Below are 17,214 nucleotides of genomic sequence, written 5' to 3' on the forward strand. Positions count from 1 at the left end.
GTGGCTTTCGCAACGCTTCGAGGACTCCGCCCCACGAGAACGCAAAACCCTCGACGAAGGGGACTTTCCGCTCGTGCGATGAGGGAAAACCCCTTCACCGCGCCGATCACCGCCGAACACTTGACGCCCCACAGGACACCTTTGCCTACCGCGCAACGACCCGAATCGCCACTCACGACCACCTGGGCCGGGCCGGGTCCGTGCCGCGTCGCTATCAGCGGTCGTAGTCCACGCTCAGTTCGGCCGAGGTCGCCACCGCCCGGCAGGTCAGGATCCGCCCCGCGGTGACGTCCTCGTCGCCGAGCGCGTAGCGCACGTCCATCCGCGCGCTGCCGCGCACGACGGTCGCCCGGCACGTGCCGCAAGCCCCGCCCATACACGCGTACGGCGCGTCGACGCCGTGACGCAGCGCGGCGCTGAGGACGGTTTCGCCCACCGTCGCGGGGACTTCGGCGGTCTTCCCGCCCGCTGTCACCGTCAGCGTCGGGCCCGGCCGCCGCGAGGGCCGGACGGGCAGCGCGCCCTGGAACAGTTCGTAGTGGACGTTCTCCTCGGGGACGTCCCGGTCGGAAAGAGTCCGCCGGGCCATGTCGACGAGGTCGCGCGGCCCGCACAGGAACCACTCGTCCACCTTCGCCGGGTGCAGCCGCGCTTGCAGCAGCGCCCGCAGGCGGGTGCCGTCGAGGCGGCCGCGCTGATAGCGCTCGTGCGAGATCGCCAGCGCCTCGCCGACGATGTCGAACGGCTTCTCGAGCCGCTGCGTGCGCAGGTCCGGGTCGCGTTCGTCGGTGCGGTAGTGCACGACGTGCAGCCGCCCGCCCAACCGCGTGGCCAGCGCCGTCAGTTCGGTCGCGAACATCGTGCTGGCGCCGGAGGTGTTGATGTACAGCAAGGTCGCCTTGCTGTTGGGCTCGTTCTGCAACGTCGAGGTCAGGATCGACAGGATCGGCGTGATCCCGCTCCCCGCGGCGAGCGCGACGTAACGGCCGGAGCGGCCCTGTGCCGGCGTTAGCGTGAACACTCCGTCAGGGGGCAGCACTTCCAGCACGTCGCCCGCCTCGAGTTCCGTGGTGGCGAACGTCGAGAACACGCCGCCGAGCTGGTGCTTGATCGCGATCCGCAGCACTCCCGAGTCCGGCGTCGAGCAGATCGAGTAGGCGCGCCGCACCTCTTCCCCGTCCACCTCCGCGCGGATGACGAGATGCTGGCCGGGGGTGAACCGGAAGGTCTCCCGCAGCCGCTCCGGCACGTCGAACGTCACCGTGACGGCGCCTTCGCACAGCTGCCGGACCTCGGAGACCCGCAGCGAATGGAACCGGCCCGGCGGCCGGGGCTGCGGAGCGGGCGGCTCCTCGTCGAACGAGCCGGTGAGCTGACGCCATTCGCGGTACTCCGTCGACGTCAGTTCGCGGCCCCACGCGGTCGCGATCGGGACGTCCCTGGCGAGGTAGGCGTCGCGGTTGTCCCGCCACGCGCGCAGGTACCGGTAGAACGGGATCGCCGGGTGGAGATGGTGCACCAGGTGGTAGTTCTGGCACAGCATGATCGGCGTCATCAGCCATTCGAGCCCCACGCGGACGCGGGTGGCGCCGAACCGGTTCTGCCGCTGCTCGCCGAGGTCGTGATGCGGGAGCCAGTCGAACCACCAGGCCAGCACGGCCAGCCCGACACGCTGCGGGATCAGGTACGCCACCAACAGTTCCCAGCCGTGCCCGGTCACGGTCAGCCAGGCGAACGCGGCGAAGCTCAGCGCGACGACCGCCGCGGTCTCGATCCGCTCCGACGGCGGCCGCGTGCGCTGCCGCGCCACGTAGAAGCGGGCATACCAGAAGTCGATGGTCAGCCAGCGCAACGGCAGCTGCCACCAGGGGCCGTGCGCGGTCCAGGCGTCGGGATCGGTGTGGGCGTCCTCGTTGGTGTTGCGGTGGTGCTCCAGATGGATGTAGCGCACCAGGGGGAAGGAGCCGTAACCGGCGACGAACGGCATCGCCAGCCTGCCGAGCAGTTCGTTGACCCAGGTGAGCTGCCCGGCGGCGTGATGCGTCGACTCGTGCAGCACGGTGAACATCGTGAAGGTGACGAGCGCGTGCAGGGGAATGGTCACCCAGAGCGGCGCGGCGTCGTTGACCACCAGCCAGGTGGCGCCGGCCCAGACCATGAGGCCGCCGGTGAACAGCAACACTGTCGGCACCGAGACCACCGGCAGCGGGATCCGCGGGTTGGGCACCCCGCGTCTCAGCTTCTGCGCGGGAATTCCATCCGTGTCCTCGGACCGGGTTACGGCGACGGCCATCGATCGTTCCCCTCGGTCGATGCTACCGAAACAAGCTGTCACACCGTAGACAACTAGTACTGGTTTGTAAACTTCATCTGGCTGCTGAAACGCCTCGTCACGGCGCCCGATGGTGCGGCGCGACGCGCATCCGTGTCCAGGAAAGGGCCGCTTCGTAACAGAGAAGAACCGAAAACTGGTCCGATCGGGTGGTCCGGGGCCGGTTACTCGGACAGCTCTCGAAAGCTGTGATCGGTCCGGGAAGGCGGGCTGATGGCCCCGGGACCGGCCCGATGAGCCCCGGGGCCTAGACTCGGACGGCCCGGTCTGCAAGCTGGCCAGGGCGCATCCGCTGCCGACCGTATGCGGATGCTCAAACACATCGTTTACCGCTCGAGGAGAATACGTTGAAGAGCACCGTCGAGCAGCTCAGCCCGACGCGAGTCAAGATCAATGTCGAGGTGCCGTTCGACGAGCTCAAGCCGAACTTCGACCGCGCCTACCGCAAGATCGCCCAGCAGGTGCGCATCCCCGGCTTCCGTCCGGGCAAGGCGCCGGCTCGCGTGCTGGAAAGCCGGATCGGGCGAGCCCCGGTGCTCGACGAGGTCGTCAACGAGGTCATTCCGGCCAAGTACATGGAAGCCGTGCGCGCGGGCGAGGTCCGCACGCTGGGCCAGCCCGAGTTCGAGGTGACCAAGCTGGAGGACCGTGAGGTCCTCGAGTTCACCGCCGAAGTCGACATCCGCCCGGAGATCTCGCTGCCCGACCTCGAAGGCTTCGCGGTCAGCGTCGACGACGTCGAACTGACCGACGCCGAGGTCGACGAGCAGCTCGACGAGCTGCGCGCCCGCTTCGGCACCCTCACCGGTGTCGAGCGCGCGGCCGAGAACGGCGACTTCGTCTCGATCGACCTCGCGGCCACCGTCGACGGTCAGGAGGTCGAGGAGGCCTCGACCACCGGCCTGTCCTACGAGATCGGCTCCGGCCAGCTCGTCGACGGCATCGACGAGGCGATCATCGGCGCGAACGCGGGCGAGACCAAGACCTTCACCACGAAGCTGGTCGCCGGCGAGCACACCGGCAAGGACGCCGACGTCACCGTCACCGTGCAGACCATCAAGCAGCGCGAGCTGCCCGAGGCGGACGACGAGTTCGCCCAGATGGCGAGCGAGTTCGACACGATCGACGAGCTGAAGGGCGACCTTCGCGAGCGCCTCGGCCGCGTCAAGAAGATGCAGCAGGGCGTCCAGGCCCGCGACAAGGTCCTCGAGGAGCTGCTCGAGCGCACCGAGGTCGCGATCCCGGAGAAGGTCCTCGAAGCCGAGATCGAGAACCGCAAGCACGACGCGATCCACCCGTTCGACCACGACGAGGCGCAGTTCGCCAAGGCCCTCGAAGCCGAAGGCCGCACCCTCGAAGAGTTCGACACCGAGGTGCGCGAGGAGTCGGAGAAGGCGGTCCGCACGCAGCTGCTGCTGGACAGCATCGCCGACGCCGAGCAGACGTCGGTCAACGACGGCGAGCTCACCGAGCGGATCATCTACCAGGCCCAGCGCTTCGGCGTCAGCCCGGACGAGTACGTCCAGCGGGCGCAGCAGTCCGGTCAGCTGACCGCGATCTATGCCGACGTCCGTCGCGGCAAGGCGCTGGCCTCGGTGGTCCGCAAGACCACCGTGACCGACGCCTCGGGTACCGCGGTCGACCTCGAAGAGCTCTTCGGCCCCGCAGCCGAGGAGACGCAGGTCACCGACGAAACCGCGAAGACTGCGGCCGAGTAGGGAATACCCGGTCCGGTCGAAACGGACCGTAAAGCTGTAAGCGAACTTGGGCGGTGTCAGGCATTCTGCACCGCCCAAGTTCGTTAGGGTCGGTTGCAAGATCCTCAGCACCTGGACACAGCATCTGGACATACAGCGGCGGCCGAGGCACGGCTGGCCGCCGTCGGCGAAAAGGCAGGCAGACGTGACGCAGCACATGCCCGAGGCGCGGACCGGAACCGCGGGGCTCAACCTCACCGACTCGGTCTTCGAGCGGTTGCTCCAGGAGCGCATCGTCGTCCTCGGCTCCGAGGTCAACGACGAGGTCGCGAACCGGATCACCGCCCAGTTGTTGCTGCTCGACGCAGACGACTCCGAGTCGGACATCCGCTTCTACATCAACTCGCCCGGTGGCTCGGTCACCGCGGGTTTCGCGATCTACGACACCATGCAGCTGATCCGCCCGGACGTCGCGACCTACGCGATGGGCCTGGCCGCGTCGATGGGGCAGTTCCTGCTCTCGTCCGGCACGCCCGGCAAGCGGTACGCGCTGCAGCACGCGCGCATCCTCATGCACCAGCCCTCGGCGGGTGTCGGCGGTACCGCCTCCGACATCGCCATCCAGGCCGAGGTGTTCGGCAAGTGGAAGCAGGAGCTGGCCCGGATCACCGCCGAGCAGACCGGTCAGACGGTCGAGCAGATCGTCAAGGACGGTGACCGCGACCGCTGGTTCACCGCGCAGGAGGCGAAGGACTACGGCTTCGTGGACCAGGTCCTCACGCGCGAGAACCCGCTTCCCAACAGCTGATCCGCGCCGGCACACAGGAGAATTTCAATGAGCAACTTCCAGCTTCCGAACGGGTCGCAGGCGCCGGGGATGCAGTCGCGGCTCCAGCTGCCGCAGTCGCGGTACGTCCTGCCCTCGTACGTCGAGCGCACGAGCTACGGCATCAAGGAATCGAACCCGTACAACAAGCTGTACGAAGAGCGTCAGATCATGCTCGGCGTGCAGATCGACGACGCGTCGGCCAACGACGTGATGGTCCAGCTGCTGCACCTCGAGCACGAGGACCCGGACCGCGACATCATGATCCTGATCAACTCGCCCGGTGGCTCGTTCACCGCGCTGATGGCGATCTACGACACGATGCAGTACGTCCGCCCCGACATCGTCACCATGTGCATCGGGCAGGCCGCTTCGGCCGCCGCGGTGCTCCTGGCGGCCGGTACCCCCGGCAAGCGGTTCACGCTGCCGAACTCGCGCGTGCTGATCCACCAGCCCGCCACCGAGGGCACCTACGGCCAGGTGTCGGACCTGGAGATCCAGGCCAACGAGATCCAGCGAGTGCGGCGCCAGATGGAGGTCATCCTGGCGAAGCACACGAACAAGGACGCCGACGAGGTCAAGAAGGACATCGAGCGCGACAAGATCCTGACGGCCGACGAGGCCAAGGCGTACGGGATCGTCGACGAGGTGCTCGAGTACCGCAAGGCCTCGAGCAGCTGATCGCGGGAGGGACCGGTGCGTGTCGGGAGACGACACGCACCGGATCCCTGGTCTAAGGTCAGCTTCTGGCGTGCTCAGATGTGACGTTGGTTCTCCCGCCGACGGCATCGGACGGGTACCGTCAGTGGCAGTGTGTGAGGCTCCGAGAGGTCATCCGTGACCGGGGTACGACAGTCAGCACGACAGTGCAGGCGCGAAGGAAAGCGCCGGAGGGGACGAGGTCAACGGCCATGGCACGGATCGGTGACGGCGGCGACCTGCTGAAATGTTCTTTCTGCGGCAAGAGCCAGAAGCAGGTGAAGAAGCTCATTGCCGGCCCCGGGGTCTACATCTGCGATGAGTGCATCGATCTCTGCAACGAGATCATCGAAGAGGAACTGGCCGAGGCCGGTGAGGTCAAGCTCGACGAGCTGCCCAAGCCCGCCGAGATCCACGAGTTCCTCGAGCAGTACATCATCGGCCAGGACGACGCGAAGCGTTCGCTGGCCGTGGCGGTGTACAACCACTACAAGCGTGTGCAGTCCGACGACAAGGCCGGGCCGAAGGATTCCAAGGACGAGACCGTCGAACTGGCGAAGTCCAACATCCTGATGCTCGGGCCGACGGGCTGCGGCAAGACCTACCTGGCCCAGACGCTGGCGAAGATGCTCAACGTCCCGTTCGCGATCGCGGACGCGACGGCGCTCACCGAAGCCGGGTACGTCGGCGAGGACGTCGAGAACATCCTGCTCAAGCTGATCCAGGCGGCGGATTACGACGTCAAGCGGGCCGAGACGGGCATCATCTACATCGACGAGGTCGACAAGATCGCCCGGAAGTCCGAGAACCCGTCGATCACCCGCGACGTGTCCGGCGAGGGCGTGCAGCAGGCGCTGCTGAAGATCCTCGAGGGCACCACCGCTTCGGTGCCGCCGCAGGGCGGTCGCAAGCACCCGCACCAGGAGTTCATCCAGATCGACACGACGAATGTGCTGTTCATCGTGGCCGGCGCGTTCGCCGGGCTGGAGAAGATCATCAACGAGCGGGTCGGCAAGCGCGGCCTCGGTTTCGGCGCGGAGATCCGCACGAAGGCCGAGATCGACGAGAGCGACATCTTCTCCGACACCATGCCGGAGGACCTGATCAAGTTCGGGCTCATCCCGGAGTTCATCGGCCGCCTCCCGGTCGTGGCGACGGTGACCCACCTGGACAAGGACTCGCTGGTCAGCATCCTGACCACGCCGCGCAACGCGCTGGTGAAGCAGTACAAGAAGCTCTTCGAGATGGACAACGTCGAGCTGGAGTTCACCAAGACCGCGCTCGAGGCCATCGCCGACCAGGCCGTGCTCCGCGGCACCGGCGCCCGTGGCCTGCGCGCGATCATGGAAGAGGTCCTGCAGCCGGTCATGTACGACATCCCCAGCCGCGACGATGTCGCGAAGGTCGTCATCACCGAGCAGACCGTCCGCGAGAACGTGAACCCGACGATCGTGGCGCGTCAGCCGTCACGCCGTCGCAACAGCGAGCGCGGCGAGAAGTCCGCCTGAGCGGCGATCTTTCCTCATCGATGCCCCGGCCGGATCCCACCGCGCCGGGGCATCGGTTTCTCCGGCCCGGTCCGGCCGGTGACCGGACCGGGATAGGATGCGATGGTGCCGTTGACTTCCACGAAGGACGAGAACGAGGCTTCCGAGCTGGCAGCCGCGAGTCCACGCGAGGTCAGGGGACTCGTCGAACTCACCGAACGCATCGTCCTCGGGGCCTATCGCGGGCATCCGTGGATCCCGCGCGCGCTGACTATCGCGCTGGGCGTCCTGGTGGCGACCTGCCTGGTGGCGGGCGTCGTCCGGTTGTCGCCGCTGCCGCTGATCCCGCTGCCGCTGTTCGCCGGTTCGGCGTACGCGCTCGTCCGGATCAAGGCGGCGCGCGACGCGGAGGCGAACCAGGCGCTCGTCCGCTGGACAGGACTGTTCACCGGTGCGACGCTCGCCGGATTCTGGCTGATCTCGATGGCCGGTCGCTGGCTGAGCTGAACGGTCCCGCGGACGGTTTTCGGTTTTTCCTCCGTTAGCGGGGTTTCAGAATCCTCTGCACGGGGTAAGACGAGTCCGTGGCAGTCACCGCGGGTCCCTTCTCCCATGTGGGCCTGCTCTACTCCGGTGACACCGAGTACCTGACCGGTACGGTTCCGTACATCCTCGAAGGGTTGAAGCTCGACGAGCCCGTCGCGGTGGCCGTCCCGGGCCGGAATCTGACGCTGATCGAAGCGGCCTTGGGCGATTCCGCCGCCGACGTCGAACTCATCGACATGACCGAAGCGGGCCGCAATCCGGGCCGCATCCTCCCCGGCGTGCTCCTCGCGTTCGCGGACAACCGGCCGGGGCCGGTCCGGATCGTCGGCGAGCCGATCTGGGCGGGGCGTTCGGCCGTCGAGTACCCGGCGTGCGCGCAGCACGAGGCACTGATCAACTTCGCTTTCGGCGACCGCGAACTCCGCATGCTGTGCCCGTACGACCGGACCGGTCTCGAAGACGACGTCCTCGCCGACGTCGAACGGACCCATCCGACCCTCTCCGGTGCCGACGGTGATCGCCCGAGCGCGGAGTACGCCCCCGACTCGGTCGTCGAGAAGTACAACCTGCCGCTGCCCGAACCGCGGGCGGCCGAGGAGTTCCGCTTCGACCTCGGCAGGCTTTCCGCCGTGCGGCACTTCGCGCAGGAGAGAGCCGAGGAATGCGGCCTCGCCCCGGAGCGGGTCGAGGACCTCGTCCTGGCCGTGGCGGAACTGTCCGCCAACAGCGTGCTGCACGGCGCGGGACACGGTGTGGTCCGTGTCTGGCGCGAGGAGGGCCACGTGCTCTGCGAGGTCGTCGACGAAGGAACGCTGAGCGATCCGCTGGCGGGCCGCAGACCCGCGTCGCCGGGGCAGATCGGCGGACGTGGTCTGGTGCTGGTGAACCAGGTCGCCGATCTGGTCCGGCAGTACCTCAGACCGGGGGCGACCGTGACCCGGGTGTTCTTCCGCGCCTGACGGCCTAAGCGTTCTTGGGCACGTGCTTGCCGAGGAAGGCGACCAGGCTCGGCACGACGGTGCGGTTGAAGGCGTCGCCGTGCTTGCCGCGCGCGGTGTGCGCGACCGTCGGCCGTGCTTCGGAGATGAACTTCCGCACCCCGCCGATGAACGGATCCTCGGTCCCGCACCAGATCCCGGTCGGCACGCTCTTGGTGACGTCGATGTGGCGCAACGGGTCCAGCGAGCCCCAGTCGGCGGCGTCGCGGAACGCGCGCCGCTTGCTCATCTCCGGCCACGACGTGATCAGGGCGGGCGCGAGTGCCGCGACCGCGGCGGGCGGGCGACGGCGTTCCAGACGGCGCCGCGTGTAGAGAAGCGCGCCGAAACCGCCCATCGAAAGCCCGGTGGCGGCGAACGGCAGCCCGTCCCGGCCGCCGAGGCCGCGGGCGGCCAGCCAGCGGGGTACCTCTTCCAGCAGCATCGCCATCGGGTTGTCCCCGGGCTGGTTCTCGTGCCAGTAGTGGTCGCCGCCGTCGACCGCGACGAAGCCGAACGGGGGCACCGCCTTGCGGGCGACGTCGCTGCCGAGTTGCTTGAGCAGTCCGGTCGGGGCGGCGTGCCGCGCGGTGCCGTGGAGGCCGTGCAGCATCAGCGACATCGGCAGGCCCTTGGGCGGCGCCTTGGTCGGCAGCAGCAGGACGAGGTCGACCTCGCGCCCGCGGGCTTCGGAGTACACGCGTTCGACGCGGGGGCTGCCGAGCTGGGTGGCCGGGGTCGGCGAAGCGACGCCGAGTGCCCGCTGAAGCGCTTCGCTGAACGGAAGGGCTCCGGTGGCCGTTCCGGCGGCGAGCCCCGCGACGCCGAGACCGGAGGCCCCGGCGATCAGCACGGAACGACGGCTCAGCCAGCGGCGTGCGCCATGCACCCCCGGCAGCGTCGCGTGCCCCTGGTCGTCCTCGTTCACCCGTCCCCGTTCCCCCGTTGATCTTCTACCAGGACAGACGTGCGTTCTCGCTGGAAGGTTGCACGATTCACCGACCTGTGACCGGGGTATCGCCGGATCAGGTGCCGATGTTTCCCTCTTTCGCGCGCCAGGCGTCGATCGAGACCTGCGCGGACCGCGTCGCGGCCTCGAAAGTGTCGCCCAAACCCACGCCGAGCGCGGTGGCCAGGGGAATCAGGATGTGGTCCACGCCATTCCGGCCGTCGCCGAAGTGGCCGGCGACCTCCAGTGTGATGTAGCCGTGTACGGCGCTCCAGAGCTGAGCGGCGACTTCGAACTCCGAGGCGGGGCGGAACCGTCCGGCGTCGATCACCCGTTTCGCGGCACGGACGAGGTAGCCGAAGGCCTCGACGCCCTCTTCGCTGGCGTTCTGGCGGCTCTCCTCGCTGGTCATGTCGCCCAGCGCCGCCTTCTGCCCGTCGGGCGCGCTCTGGCCGAAGGTCACCGCGTAGAGCTGCGGGTTGTCCACCACGGTCCGCCGGTACGCCAGCGCCAGGGTGAGGATGTCGGCCGACGGGTCCTCGGTCTCCTCGACCCCGCCGAGATTCGCTGACAGCCGCCGGAAGCCCTCGCGCGCGACTTCGTCCACCAAGGCTCCCATCCCGCCGAAGTGGGTGTACACGGCCATGGTCGACGCGCCGATCTCGGCCGCCAGCTTGCGGGCCTGGAGCGACTCCGGGCCGCCGTCGGCGAGGAGCCGGATCGCCGCCTCGATCAGCTTGGCCTTGACCTCGGCGGCGGCGGGTTTCGGTGACATGCTTGCCAGTATCCCATAACCCTGTTATAAATGTTTCCATAACCACGTTATAGTCACCGAATCAGGGGGCCCGTGATGGGTAACAAGTTCCTCGAGGGCAACTTCGCCCCCGTCAACCGTGAGCACACGATCACCGAACTGCGCGTCACCGGGCACATCCCGGAGTACCTGGACGGGCGCTATCTGCGGAACGGGCCGAACCCGCTGTCCGAAGTGGACCCGGCGACCTATCACTGGTTCATGGGCGACGGCATGGTGCACGGCGTCCGGCTGCGCGACGGCCGCGCCGAGTGGTACCGCAACCGCTGGGTGCGCAACCCCCGGCTTTCGCGGGAACTCGGCGAGCGCTGGGAAGGCGGATCCGTTCCCGGGGTCGCCTCCATGGGGGCGAACACGAACGTGATCGGCCACGCCGGCAAGACCCTCGCGCTGATCGAGGGCGGCGCGACGAGCTTCGAGCTGACCGACGAGCTCGACACCGTCGGCGCCTGCGATTTCGACGGCACGCTCCCCGGCGGCTACACCGCCCATCCGAAGCGTGACCCGGAGACCGGCGAACTGCACGCCGTGTCGTACTTCTTCGGCTGGGGCAACAAGGTGCAGTACTCGGTGATCGACGCCCAGGGTCGCGCCAAGCGCACGGTCGACGTCGAGGTCACCGGTTCGCCGATGATGCACGACTTCTCCCTGACCGAGAAGCACGTCGTCTTCTACGACCTCCCGGTCACGTTCGAGAGCGAACAGGCCGTCGCCACGTCGGTCCCGGCGTTCCTGCGCACACCTGCCCGGCTCGTGGTGTCCGCGCTCGTGGGCAGGGTGAAGGTGCCGGATCCGTTCGGAGCGAAGCTGCGGCAGCGGATCTCGGGCAACGCGGGCCTGCCGTATCGCTGGAACCCGAAGTACCCGGCGCGGATCGGGGTCATGCCGCGGGAGGGCGGCAACGGCGACATCCGCTGGTTCGAGGTCGAGCCGTGCTACGTGTTCCATCCGATGAACGCCTACGACGACGGCGACTCCATCGTGCTCGACGTCGTCCGGCATCCGAAGATGTTCGCCACCGAACTGCAGGGGCCCGCCGAGGGGCCGCCGACCCTGGACCGCTGGACCGTCGACCTGGCCGCGGGCAAGGTCGTCGAGGAACGCATCGACGACCAGGGCCAGGAGTTCCCGCGCGTCGACGAGCGGCTGCTCGGGAGGCCGCACCGCTTCGGCTACTCGGTGTCCACAAAGGATGGATCGGCGTCCTCGGGTGCCTTGCTCAAACACGATCTGTGGAAGCGCTCGGTCGAGTCGAGGGAGTTCGGCGCCGGCGCGCAGGTGGGGGAGTTCGTGTTCGTTCCGTCCTCGGCGGACGCGGGCGAAGACGAGGGCGTGCTGATGGGTTTCGTCTACGATCCCGCGACGCAGAAGAGCGATCTGACCATTTTGGACGCCGGAACGCTGGAGACCGTGGGAGCCGTGCACCTTCCGGACCGGGTGCCGAACGGCTTCCACGGCAACTGGGACCCGGCTCCCACGGCCTAGATCAGTCCCGGATTTCGCAGACGACGGTGCCGCCGGCGATGGTGGCTCCCGGCAGGGCCGTCAACCCGGTGACGGTTCCCGAGCGGTGCGCGTGCAGCGGCTGCTCCATCTTCATCGCCTCCAGGACGGTGATGAGGTCGCCCTCGGCCACCGAAGCGCCTTCGTCGACCGCGACACGCACCACCGTTCCCTGCATCGGGGCGACGACCGCGTCGCCATTGGCGGCCGTCGCCTTGCCGCTTCGCGCGGAACGCCGCGTTGGCGGTCTCGCCGAGGTGGGCGCGTCGCCGACCAGGCTCGCCGGCAGCGACACTTCGAGCCGTTCCCCGCCGACCTCCAGCACGACCGTCCGCCGCGGTTCCGCCGGCTCCTGCTCGGCGGGTACCGCGTCGAACGGCGGGACGGTGTTCACGTATTCGGTCTCGATCCACCGCGTGTGCACGCTGAAGGCACTGTCGAGGCCGTGCACCTCGGGGGCGAACGCCTGATCGTCCACAACGGAAAGATGGAACGGCAGGGTGGTCGCCATCCCGTCGACCTCGAACTCCAGCAACGCGCGCCGCGCGCGGCGCAGGGCCTGCTCGCGGGTGGCCCCGGTGACGATGAGCTTGGCGAGCAGGGAATCCCAGGCCGGTCCGATCACCGTGCCCGTCTCGACCCCGGTGTCGACGCGGACTCCCGGCCCGCTGGGGAACGCCAGCCGCGTGATCGTTCCCGGCGCGGGCAGGAACCCGCGTCCGGGATCCTCGCCGTTGATCCGGAACTCGATCGAATGCCCGCGCGAGCGGACCTCGTCGTAGCCGAGCGGCTCCCCGTCCGCGATGCGGAACATTTCGCGGACCAGGTCGATCCCGGTGATCTCCTCGGTCACCGGGTGCTCGACCTGCAACCGGGTGTTGACTTCGAGGAACGACACCGTGCCGTCCTCGCCGATGAGGAATTCGCAAGTCCCCGCGCCGACGTAGCCCGCTTCGCGCAGGATCGCCTTGGACGCGGAATGCAGCTGTTCCCGCTGGTCCTCGGTGAGAAACGGCGCAGGGGCCTCTTCGACGAGTTTCTGGTGCCGTCGCTGGAGACTGCAGTCACGGGTCGAGACGACCACCACGGTCCCGTGGCTGTCGGCGAGGCACTGCGTTTCGACGTGCCGAGGCCGGTCGAGGTAGCGCTCGACGAAGCAGTCGCCGGAACCGAAGGCCGTGACCGCCTCCCGCACGGCGGATTCGAACAGCTCGGGAATCTCGGCCAGGTCCCGTGCGACCTTCAGGCCGCGGCCGCCACCGCCGTGCGCGGCCTTGATGGCGATCGGAAGCCCGTGCGCGCGGGCGAAGTCCAGCACTTCGCCGGGCCCGGACACCGGCTCGGGCGTACCCGCCACCAGCGGCGCGCCCACCCGGTTCGCGATGCGCCTGGCCGCGACCTTGTCGCCGAGGGAACGGATCGCGTGCGGCGGCGGGCCGATCCAGACGAGGCCGGCGTCGAGCACGGCCTGGGCGAAACCCGCGTTCTCCGAGAGGAAACCGTAGCCGGGATGCACCGCGTCCGCGCCCGATTCCGCGGCCGCCCGCAGGATCTTCCGCCCGTCCAGGTAGCTGTTCGACGGCAGGTCGCCGCCGAGCGCGAACGCGGTGTCCGCGGCCCGCACATGCGGTGCGTCGCGGTCCGGGTCGGCATAGACGGCGACGCTGCGGAGGCCGGCGTCGCGGCATGCCCGCGCCACCCGGACCGCGATCTCGCCGCGGTTGGCGATCAAGACTGTGCGTACTGTCATCGAGATTCCTTGGTGTGGTTCATGTCTTCCAGCCAGGTCGTGATTTCGACGCCCAGTCCGGTACGTCGCCGCCGCGGCACCAGGGAGCCGTACCGGCGCTCTTCGGTGGCTCTGTCGTCGTCCGCGGCACCGCGAGCAAGGCCATGGTCAAGGCCGCGATCCGGGTCGGCGTCGGGTCGCCGCGGACCACGCGGATCTCGGTCATTGCGGGTGGTTCCCGTGCTTGCGGGTCGGCACCGGTACGTGCTTGGCCCGCAGCATCGCGAGTGCCGCGATCAGCCGCGGCCTCGTCTCCGCGGGATCGATCACGTCGTCGACCAGGCCCCGTTCGGCCGCGTAGTAGGGATGCATGAGTTCGTCGCGATATTCGTCGACCCGCGCCCGCCTGGTGCCCGCGGGGTCGGCCGAGGCCTCGATCTCACGCCGGAAAACCACGTTCGCCGCGCCCTCGGCACCCATCACGGCGATTTCGTTGACCGGCCAGGCCAGCGACAGGTCGGTGCCGATCGACCGGGAGTCCATCACGATGTACGCGCCGCCGTAGGCCTTGCGCACGATCACCTGGATCCGGGGCACGGTCGCGTTGCAGTAGGCGTACAAGAGCTTCGCCCCATGCCTGATGATCCCGCCGTGTTCCTGATCGACACCGGGAAGGAACCCCGGTACGTCCACAAAGGACACGAGGGGGATGTTGAACGCGTCGCACATCGTCACGAACTTCGCGGCCTTCTCGGACGCGGCGATGTCGAGTACGCCGGCCAGCACCGAGGGCTGGTTCGCCACGATCCCGACGACGTGTCCGTCCAAACGTGACAGTGCGCACACGACGTTCATCGCCCAGTTCTCGTGCACTTCGAAGAACTCGCCGTCATCGACGACCTCGCCGAGCACCGATCGCATGTCGTAGGCCTGGTTCGGATCGGCGGGAACCAGATCGAGCAAGGCCTCGCCGCGACGGTCCGCCGGATCGGCCGACGGCACCCGCGGTGGCAGCTCGCGGTTGTTCGCCGGGAGCATCGACAGGAGGTAGCGGACGTCCTCCAGGCAGTTTTCCTCGTCGTCGTAAGCGAATCCGGCCACTCCGGAGGTTCCGGAGTGCACGTCCGCGCCGCCGAGCCCGTCGTGGCTGATCACCTCTCCGGTGACCGCGTGCACCACATCCGGACCGGTGATGAACATCTGCGAGGTGTCGCGGACCATGAACACGAAGTCGGTGAGTGCCGGCGAGTACGCCGCCCCGCCCGCGCACGGCCCCATGATCACGCTGATCTGCGGCAGGACGCCGGAGTTCCGGACGTTCCGGGTGAAGATCCCGCCGTACCCGGCAAGCGCGGTGACACCCTCCTGGATGCGCGCGCCCGCTCCGTCGCACAGCCCGACGATCGGCGCGCCCGCCGACTCGGCGAGGTCCATGATCTTGTGGATCTTCTGCGCGTGCGCCTCGCCGAGCGCGCCGCCGAAGATCCGGAAGTCGTGCGCGTAGACGAACACCGTGCGCCCGTGCACCAGCCCCCACCCGGTGACGACGCCGTCCGTATGAGGCTTTCTCTTCTCCAGGCCGAATCCGGTCGCCCGGTGCCGTCGCAACGGCTCCACTTCGGTGAAGGAGCCCTTGTCGAACAACAGCTCTATCCGCTCGCGAGCGGTCAGCTTTCCCTTGGACTTCTGCGCTTCGGTCGCCTTGGCACTCGGCCCCGCGTGCACGTCCTCGCGCAGCCGAGCCAATTCCGCCGTCCGCTCGCGCAGATCGGGCAAGCGTGAGCCGGCATCCGGCTCGGCCCGGTCCTCGACGATCGTCATGTCCACCCCTTCGCATATTGACAGGTAAGGCAAAGGCGGCACCGTTTCCGAGCCCGAGGTGCGCGAAGACGTAACTCGCGTGATCGGGAACGTAACTCGCGTGCTCAGAGGCGTAACTCGCGAGTTACGTCCCTGATCACGCGTGATCGCCCATCTCACCCGAACACGACACCTTTGACCTTCTCCCCGACGCACCATGGCTCCGTGGTGGAGCCGAGTTTCGCCTCGGCCGCTACAACCGGACTAGATCCTCCCTAGAACCGAGCGTGGTTCCAGCGCGGTTCCAGTGGCCACCCCGAGACTTGCCCCACCTGAAACTGACCCGGGCGAAAGCGGTGATCCGGAGTGACGGTCAGCAGTGCGACCTTCCGAGACTTGTTCGGCTCGTTCCCGACCGCGGTGGCCGTGGTGACGACCGTCGGCGCAGACGGCGTACCACAGGGCTTCACCTGCAACGCGTTCTCCGCGATCTCGGCGGAGCCCCCGTTGCTGCTGGTGTGCGCCGACCACCGATCCAGGACACTGCACGCGGTGCGGTCGTCCCAGGGTTTCGTGATGCACGTCCTCGGCGACGGCGGGTAGGAGGTTTCCGAGTCGTTCGCCGGGCGGCCCGGCGACAAGTTCGCCGGACTCGCTTGGCGGCCTTCCCCGATCGCCAACGGCGCCCCGGTACTGCTGGGGAACATCAGGGCCTACGCGGAGTGCACAGTGGACCGAATCGTCGCGGCGGGCGACCACGACCTCGTGATCGGTCACGTCGGCGCCGCGGAGGTGCTGTCGCCGGCTCCGCTGCTGTACCAACGGCGGACCTACACCGTCTGGCCGGGAGTTCCGGCGCCGGCCCGGTGACGGGGCGGCCGCCGTCGATCAGGCGTGGCAGGCGGGGAGGGAACCGTGGTACTCGATCAGTTCGCCGAACATGGTCGCGACGTCCAGCGCCGCCCCTTGCTCCGCTCCCGCTTCCTCGGCGTAGGCGCGATGGAGATTGGGGACGAGCCGTTCGCTGTCGAGCAGTCCGGCGAACTCGCCGAGATCGGCCGTTCGGGCGGCCTCCAGCGCGGGTACGCCGTCCTCGATGCCCTTTCGGGCGACTTCACGGACCCAGCGCAGGTAGCGCTCGGTGGTGTCGAAGATCTCCGGCCCGCACACCGGCCCATGCCCCGGCACGACGGTCTCGGCGCCGAGGGCGCGCAACTTCGCCGTCACCTCAAGGGATCCCGTTACCGAGCCCATCATCACGAACGGTGTCACCCCTGACATCGCCAGGTCACCGGTGAAGACGACCCGCTGATCCGGCAGCCAGACCACGCTGTCGTTGGTGGTGTGCGCGACGCCGAGGTGCAGTACTTCCGCGCTGGTCCGCCCCACCGTCAGCGTCAAGCGGTCGCGGAAGGTCAGAGTCGGGAGGACGACTTCGATGTCGCCCCAGCACACCTCCGGCCACAGCCCGGTCAGATGCAGGCCTATCTCGGCCATCTCCGTGCGGGTGCGCTCATGTCCGACGACGACCGCCTCGGGGAAGACGAAATTCCCGAACGTGTGGTCTCCGTGGGAATGGGTGTTGACGACCACCCGCGGTGCGGTGGCCGAGACGGTCAGCACCTGTGCGCGAAGCCGGTGCGCCCGCGCTTCGGTCGCGGCGGTGTCGACCAGCGCGGCCTCGCGGCCGGAAACGATCAGCCCGGCGTTGTTCAGGCACCAGCCGCCGTCCGGCTGGATGTAGGCGAAAACCCCGTCCGCGACCTCGTGCAGGCGAGCATCCGTGGTGGCACTGGAAGTTACGGTCATGGCGACGAGCGTCGCCGAATCCCGTCGCGACCTGCTCGAGCGCGCC

General features: G+C 68.4%; 14 protein-coding genes and 1 pseudogene. 8 read left to right on the forward strand and 7 right to left on the reverse strand.

Annotation, left to right across the window (positions count from 1 at the left end):
- Window positions 1–214: 214 nt before the first annotated feature.
- A complete protein-coding gene (locus B0293_RS37950) occupies window positions 215–2,227 on the reverse strand; it encodes a fatty acid desaturase (RefSeq protein WP_039918348.1) in 2,013 nt (670 codons plus the stop codon).
- Window positions 2,228–2,679: 452 nt separating this feature from the next.
- Here B0293_RS37950 and tig point away from each other — a divergent pair, with 452 nt between their 5' ends.
- The 6 genes from tig to B0293_RS37980 all read left to right on the forward strand — a co-directional run bounded on the left by tig (window position 2,680) and on the right by B0293_RS37980 (window position 8,546).
- Window positions 2,680–4,050 (forward strand): trigger factor, encoded by a 1,371-nt coding sequence (gene tig / locus B0293_RS37955; protein WP_005158387.1) that lies wholly within the window; start codon window positions 2,680–2,682, stop codon window positions 4,048–4,050.
- Window positions 4,051–4,234: 184 nt separating this feature from the next.
- Window positions 4,235–4,837, forward strand: a complete 603-nt coding sequence (locus B0293_RS37960) for a ClpP family protease (RefSeq protein ID WP_007034748.1) — start codon at window positions 4,235–4,237, stop codon at window positions 4,835–4,837.
- Between the two features lie 27 nt (window positions 4,838–4,864).
- A complete protein-coding gene (locus B0293_RS37965; RefSeq protein ID WP_005158392.1) occupies window positions 4,865–5,536 on the forward strand; it encodes an ATP-dependent Clp protease proteolytic subunit in 672 nt (223 codons plus the stop codon).
- 230 nt (window positions 5,537–5,766) lie between these two features.
- Window positions 5,767–7,062 (forward strand): ATP-dependent Clp protease ATP-binding subunit ClpX, encoded by a 1,296-nt coding sequence (gene clpX / locus B0293_RS37970; protein ID WP_005158397.1) that lies wholly within the window; start codon window positions 5,767–5,769, stop codon window positions 7,060–7,062.
- Window positions 7,063–7,164: 102 nt separating this feature from the next.
- On the forward strand, window positions 7,165–7,548 hold the full coding sequence (locus tag B0293_RS37975) for a hypothetical protein (RefSeq protein ID WP_039918248.1): 384 nt from the start codon (window positions 7,165–7,167) through the stop codon (window positions 7,546–7,548).
- Between the two features lie 77 nt (window positions 7,549–7,625).
- Window positions 7,626–8,546, forward strand: coding sequence for a sensor histidine kinase (locus B0293_RS37980; RefSeq protein WP_245191961.1), 921 nt, complete (start codon window positions 7,626–7,628; stop codon window positions 8,544–8,546).
- A 4-nt stretch (window positions 8,547–8,550) separates the two neighbouring features.
- Here the strand turns inward: B0293_RS37980 and B0293_RS37985 are convergent, their stop codons facing one another.
- Entirely contained in the window at window positions 8,551–9,492 is a 942-nt protein-coding gene (locus tag B0293_RS37985) for an alpha/beta hydrolase-fold protein (RefSeq protein ID WP_005158410.1), read from the reverse strand.
- 97 nt (window positions 9,493–9,589) lie between these two features.
- Window positions 9,590–10,288 (reverse strand): TetR/AcrR family transcriptional regulator, encoded by a 699-nt coding sequence (locus tag B0293_RS37990; RefSeq protein ID WP_005158414.1) that lies wholly within the window; start codon window positions 10,286–10,288, stop codon window positions 9,590–9,592.
- 75 nt (window positions 10,289–10,363) lie between these two features.
- On the opposite strand from B0293_RS37990, the gene B0293_RS37995 reads away from it, so the two are divergent.
- Window positions 10,364–11,812, forward strand: coding sequence for a carotenoid oxygenase family protein (locus B0293_RS37995; protein WP_039918252.1), 1,449 nt, complete (start codon window positions 10,364–10,366; stop codon window positions 11,810–11,812).
- Between the two features lies 1 nt (window position 11,813).
- On the opposite strand, the gene B0293_RS38000 is transcribed toward B0293_RS37995, so the two are convergent.
- The 3 genes from B0293_RS38000 to B0293_RS38010 are packed head-to-tail and all read right to left on the reverse strand — an operon-like array spanning window position 11,814 to window position 15,380.
- Entirely contained in the window at window positions 11,814–13,580 is a 1,767-nt protein-coding gene (locus tag B0293_RS38000; RefSeq protein WP_005158420.1) for an acetyl/propionyl/methylcrotonyl-CoA carboxylase subunit alpha, read from the reverse strand.
- A gap of 19 nt (window positions 13,581–13,599) precedes the next feature.
- A complete protein-coding gene (locus B0293_RS38005) occupies window positions 13,600–13,785 on the reverse strand; it encodes an acyl-CoA carboxylase subunit epsilon (protein ID WP_077241494.1) in 186 nt (61 codons plus the stop codon).
- Window positions 13,782–15,380: an acyl-CoA carboxylase subunit beta gene (locus B0293_RS38010; protein ID WP_039918255.1), complete on the reverse strand. Its 1,599-nt coding sequence runs from the start codon at window positions 15,378–15,380 to the stop codon at window positions 13,782–13,784. Before B0293_RS38010 ends, B0293_RS38005 begins: the two co-directional genes overlap by 4 nt.
- A gap of 345 nt (window positions 15,381–15,725) precedes the next feature.
- On the opposite strand from B0293_RS38010, the pseudogene B0293_RS44540 reads away from it, so the two are divergent.
- Window positions 15,726–16,229, forward strand: a pseudogene (locus B0293_RS44540) (flavin reductase family protein).
- Window positions 16,230–16,247: 18 nt separating this feature from the next.
- Here B0293_RS44540 and B0293_RS38020 read toward each other — a convergent pair.
- Window positions 16,248–17,168 carry an MBL fold metallo-hydrolase gene (locus tag B0293_RS38020; protein WP_005158424.1) on the reverse strand — a complete coding sequence of 307 codons (921 nt, stop codon included), beginning with the start codon at window positions 17,166–17,168 and terminating at the stop codon, window positions 16,248–16,250.
- Between the last annotated feature and the right edge of the window lie 46 nt (window positions 17,169–17,214).

It is taken from the genome of Amycolatopsis azurea DSM 43854 (assembly GCF_001995215.1).
GTDB lineage: Bacteria > Actinomycetota > Actinomycetes > Mycobacteriales > Pseudonocardiaceae > Amycolatopsis > Amycolatopsis azurea.

Coding starts and splice junctions, on each gene's coding strand:
- B0293_RS37965 (WP_005158392.1), top strand. CDS start 4,865: ATGAGCAACTTCCAGCTTCCGAACGGGTCGCAGGCGCCGGGGATGCAG.
- clpX (WP_005158397.1), top strand. CDS start 5,767: ATGGCACGGATCGGTGACGGCGGCGACCTGCTGAAATGTTCTTTCTGC.
- B0293_RS37975 (WP_039918248.1), top strand. CDS start 7,165: ATGGTGCCGTTGACTTCCACGAAGGACGAGAACGAGGCTTCCGAGCTG.
- B0293_RS37990 (WP_005158414.1), bottom strand. CDS start 10,288: ATGTCACCGAAACCCGCCGCCGCCGAGGTCAAGGCCAAGCTGATCGAG.
- B0293_RS37995 (WP_039918252.1), top strand. CDS start 10,364: ATGGGTAACAAGTTCCTCGAGGGCAACTTCGCCCCCGTCAACCGTGAG.
- B0293_RS38000 (WP_005158420.1), bottom strand. CDS start 13,580: ATGACAGTACGCACAGTCTTGATCGCCAACCGCGGCGAGATCGCGGTC.
- B0293_RS38005 (WP_077241494.1), bottom strand. CDS start 13,785: ATGACCGAGATCCGCGTGGTCCGCGGCGACCCGACGCCGACCCGGATC.
- B0293_RS38010 (WP_039918255.1), bottom strand. CDS start 15,380: ATGACGATCGTCGAGGACCGGGCCGAGCCGGATGCCGGCTCACGCTTG.
- B0293_RS38020 (WP_005158424.1), bottom strand. CDS start 17,168: ATGACCGTAACTTCCAGTGCCACCACGGATGCTCGCCTGCACGAGGTC.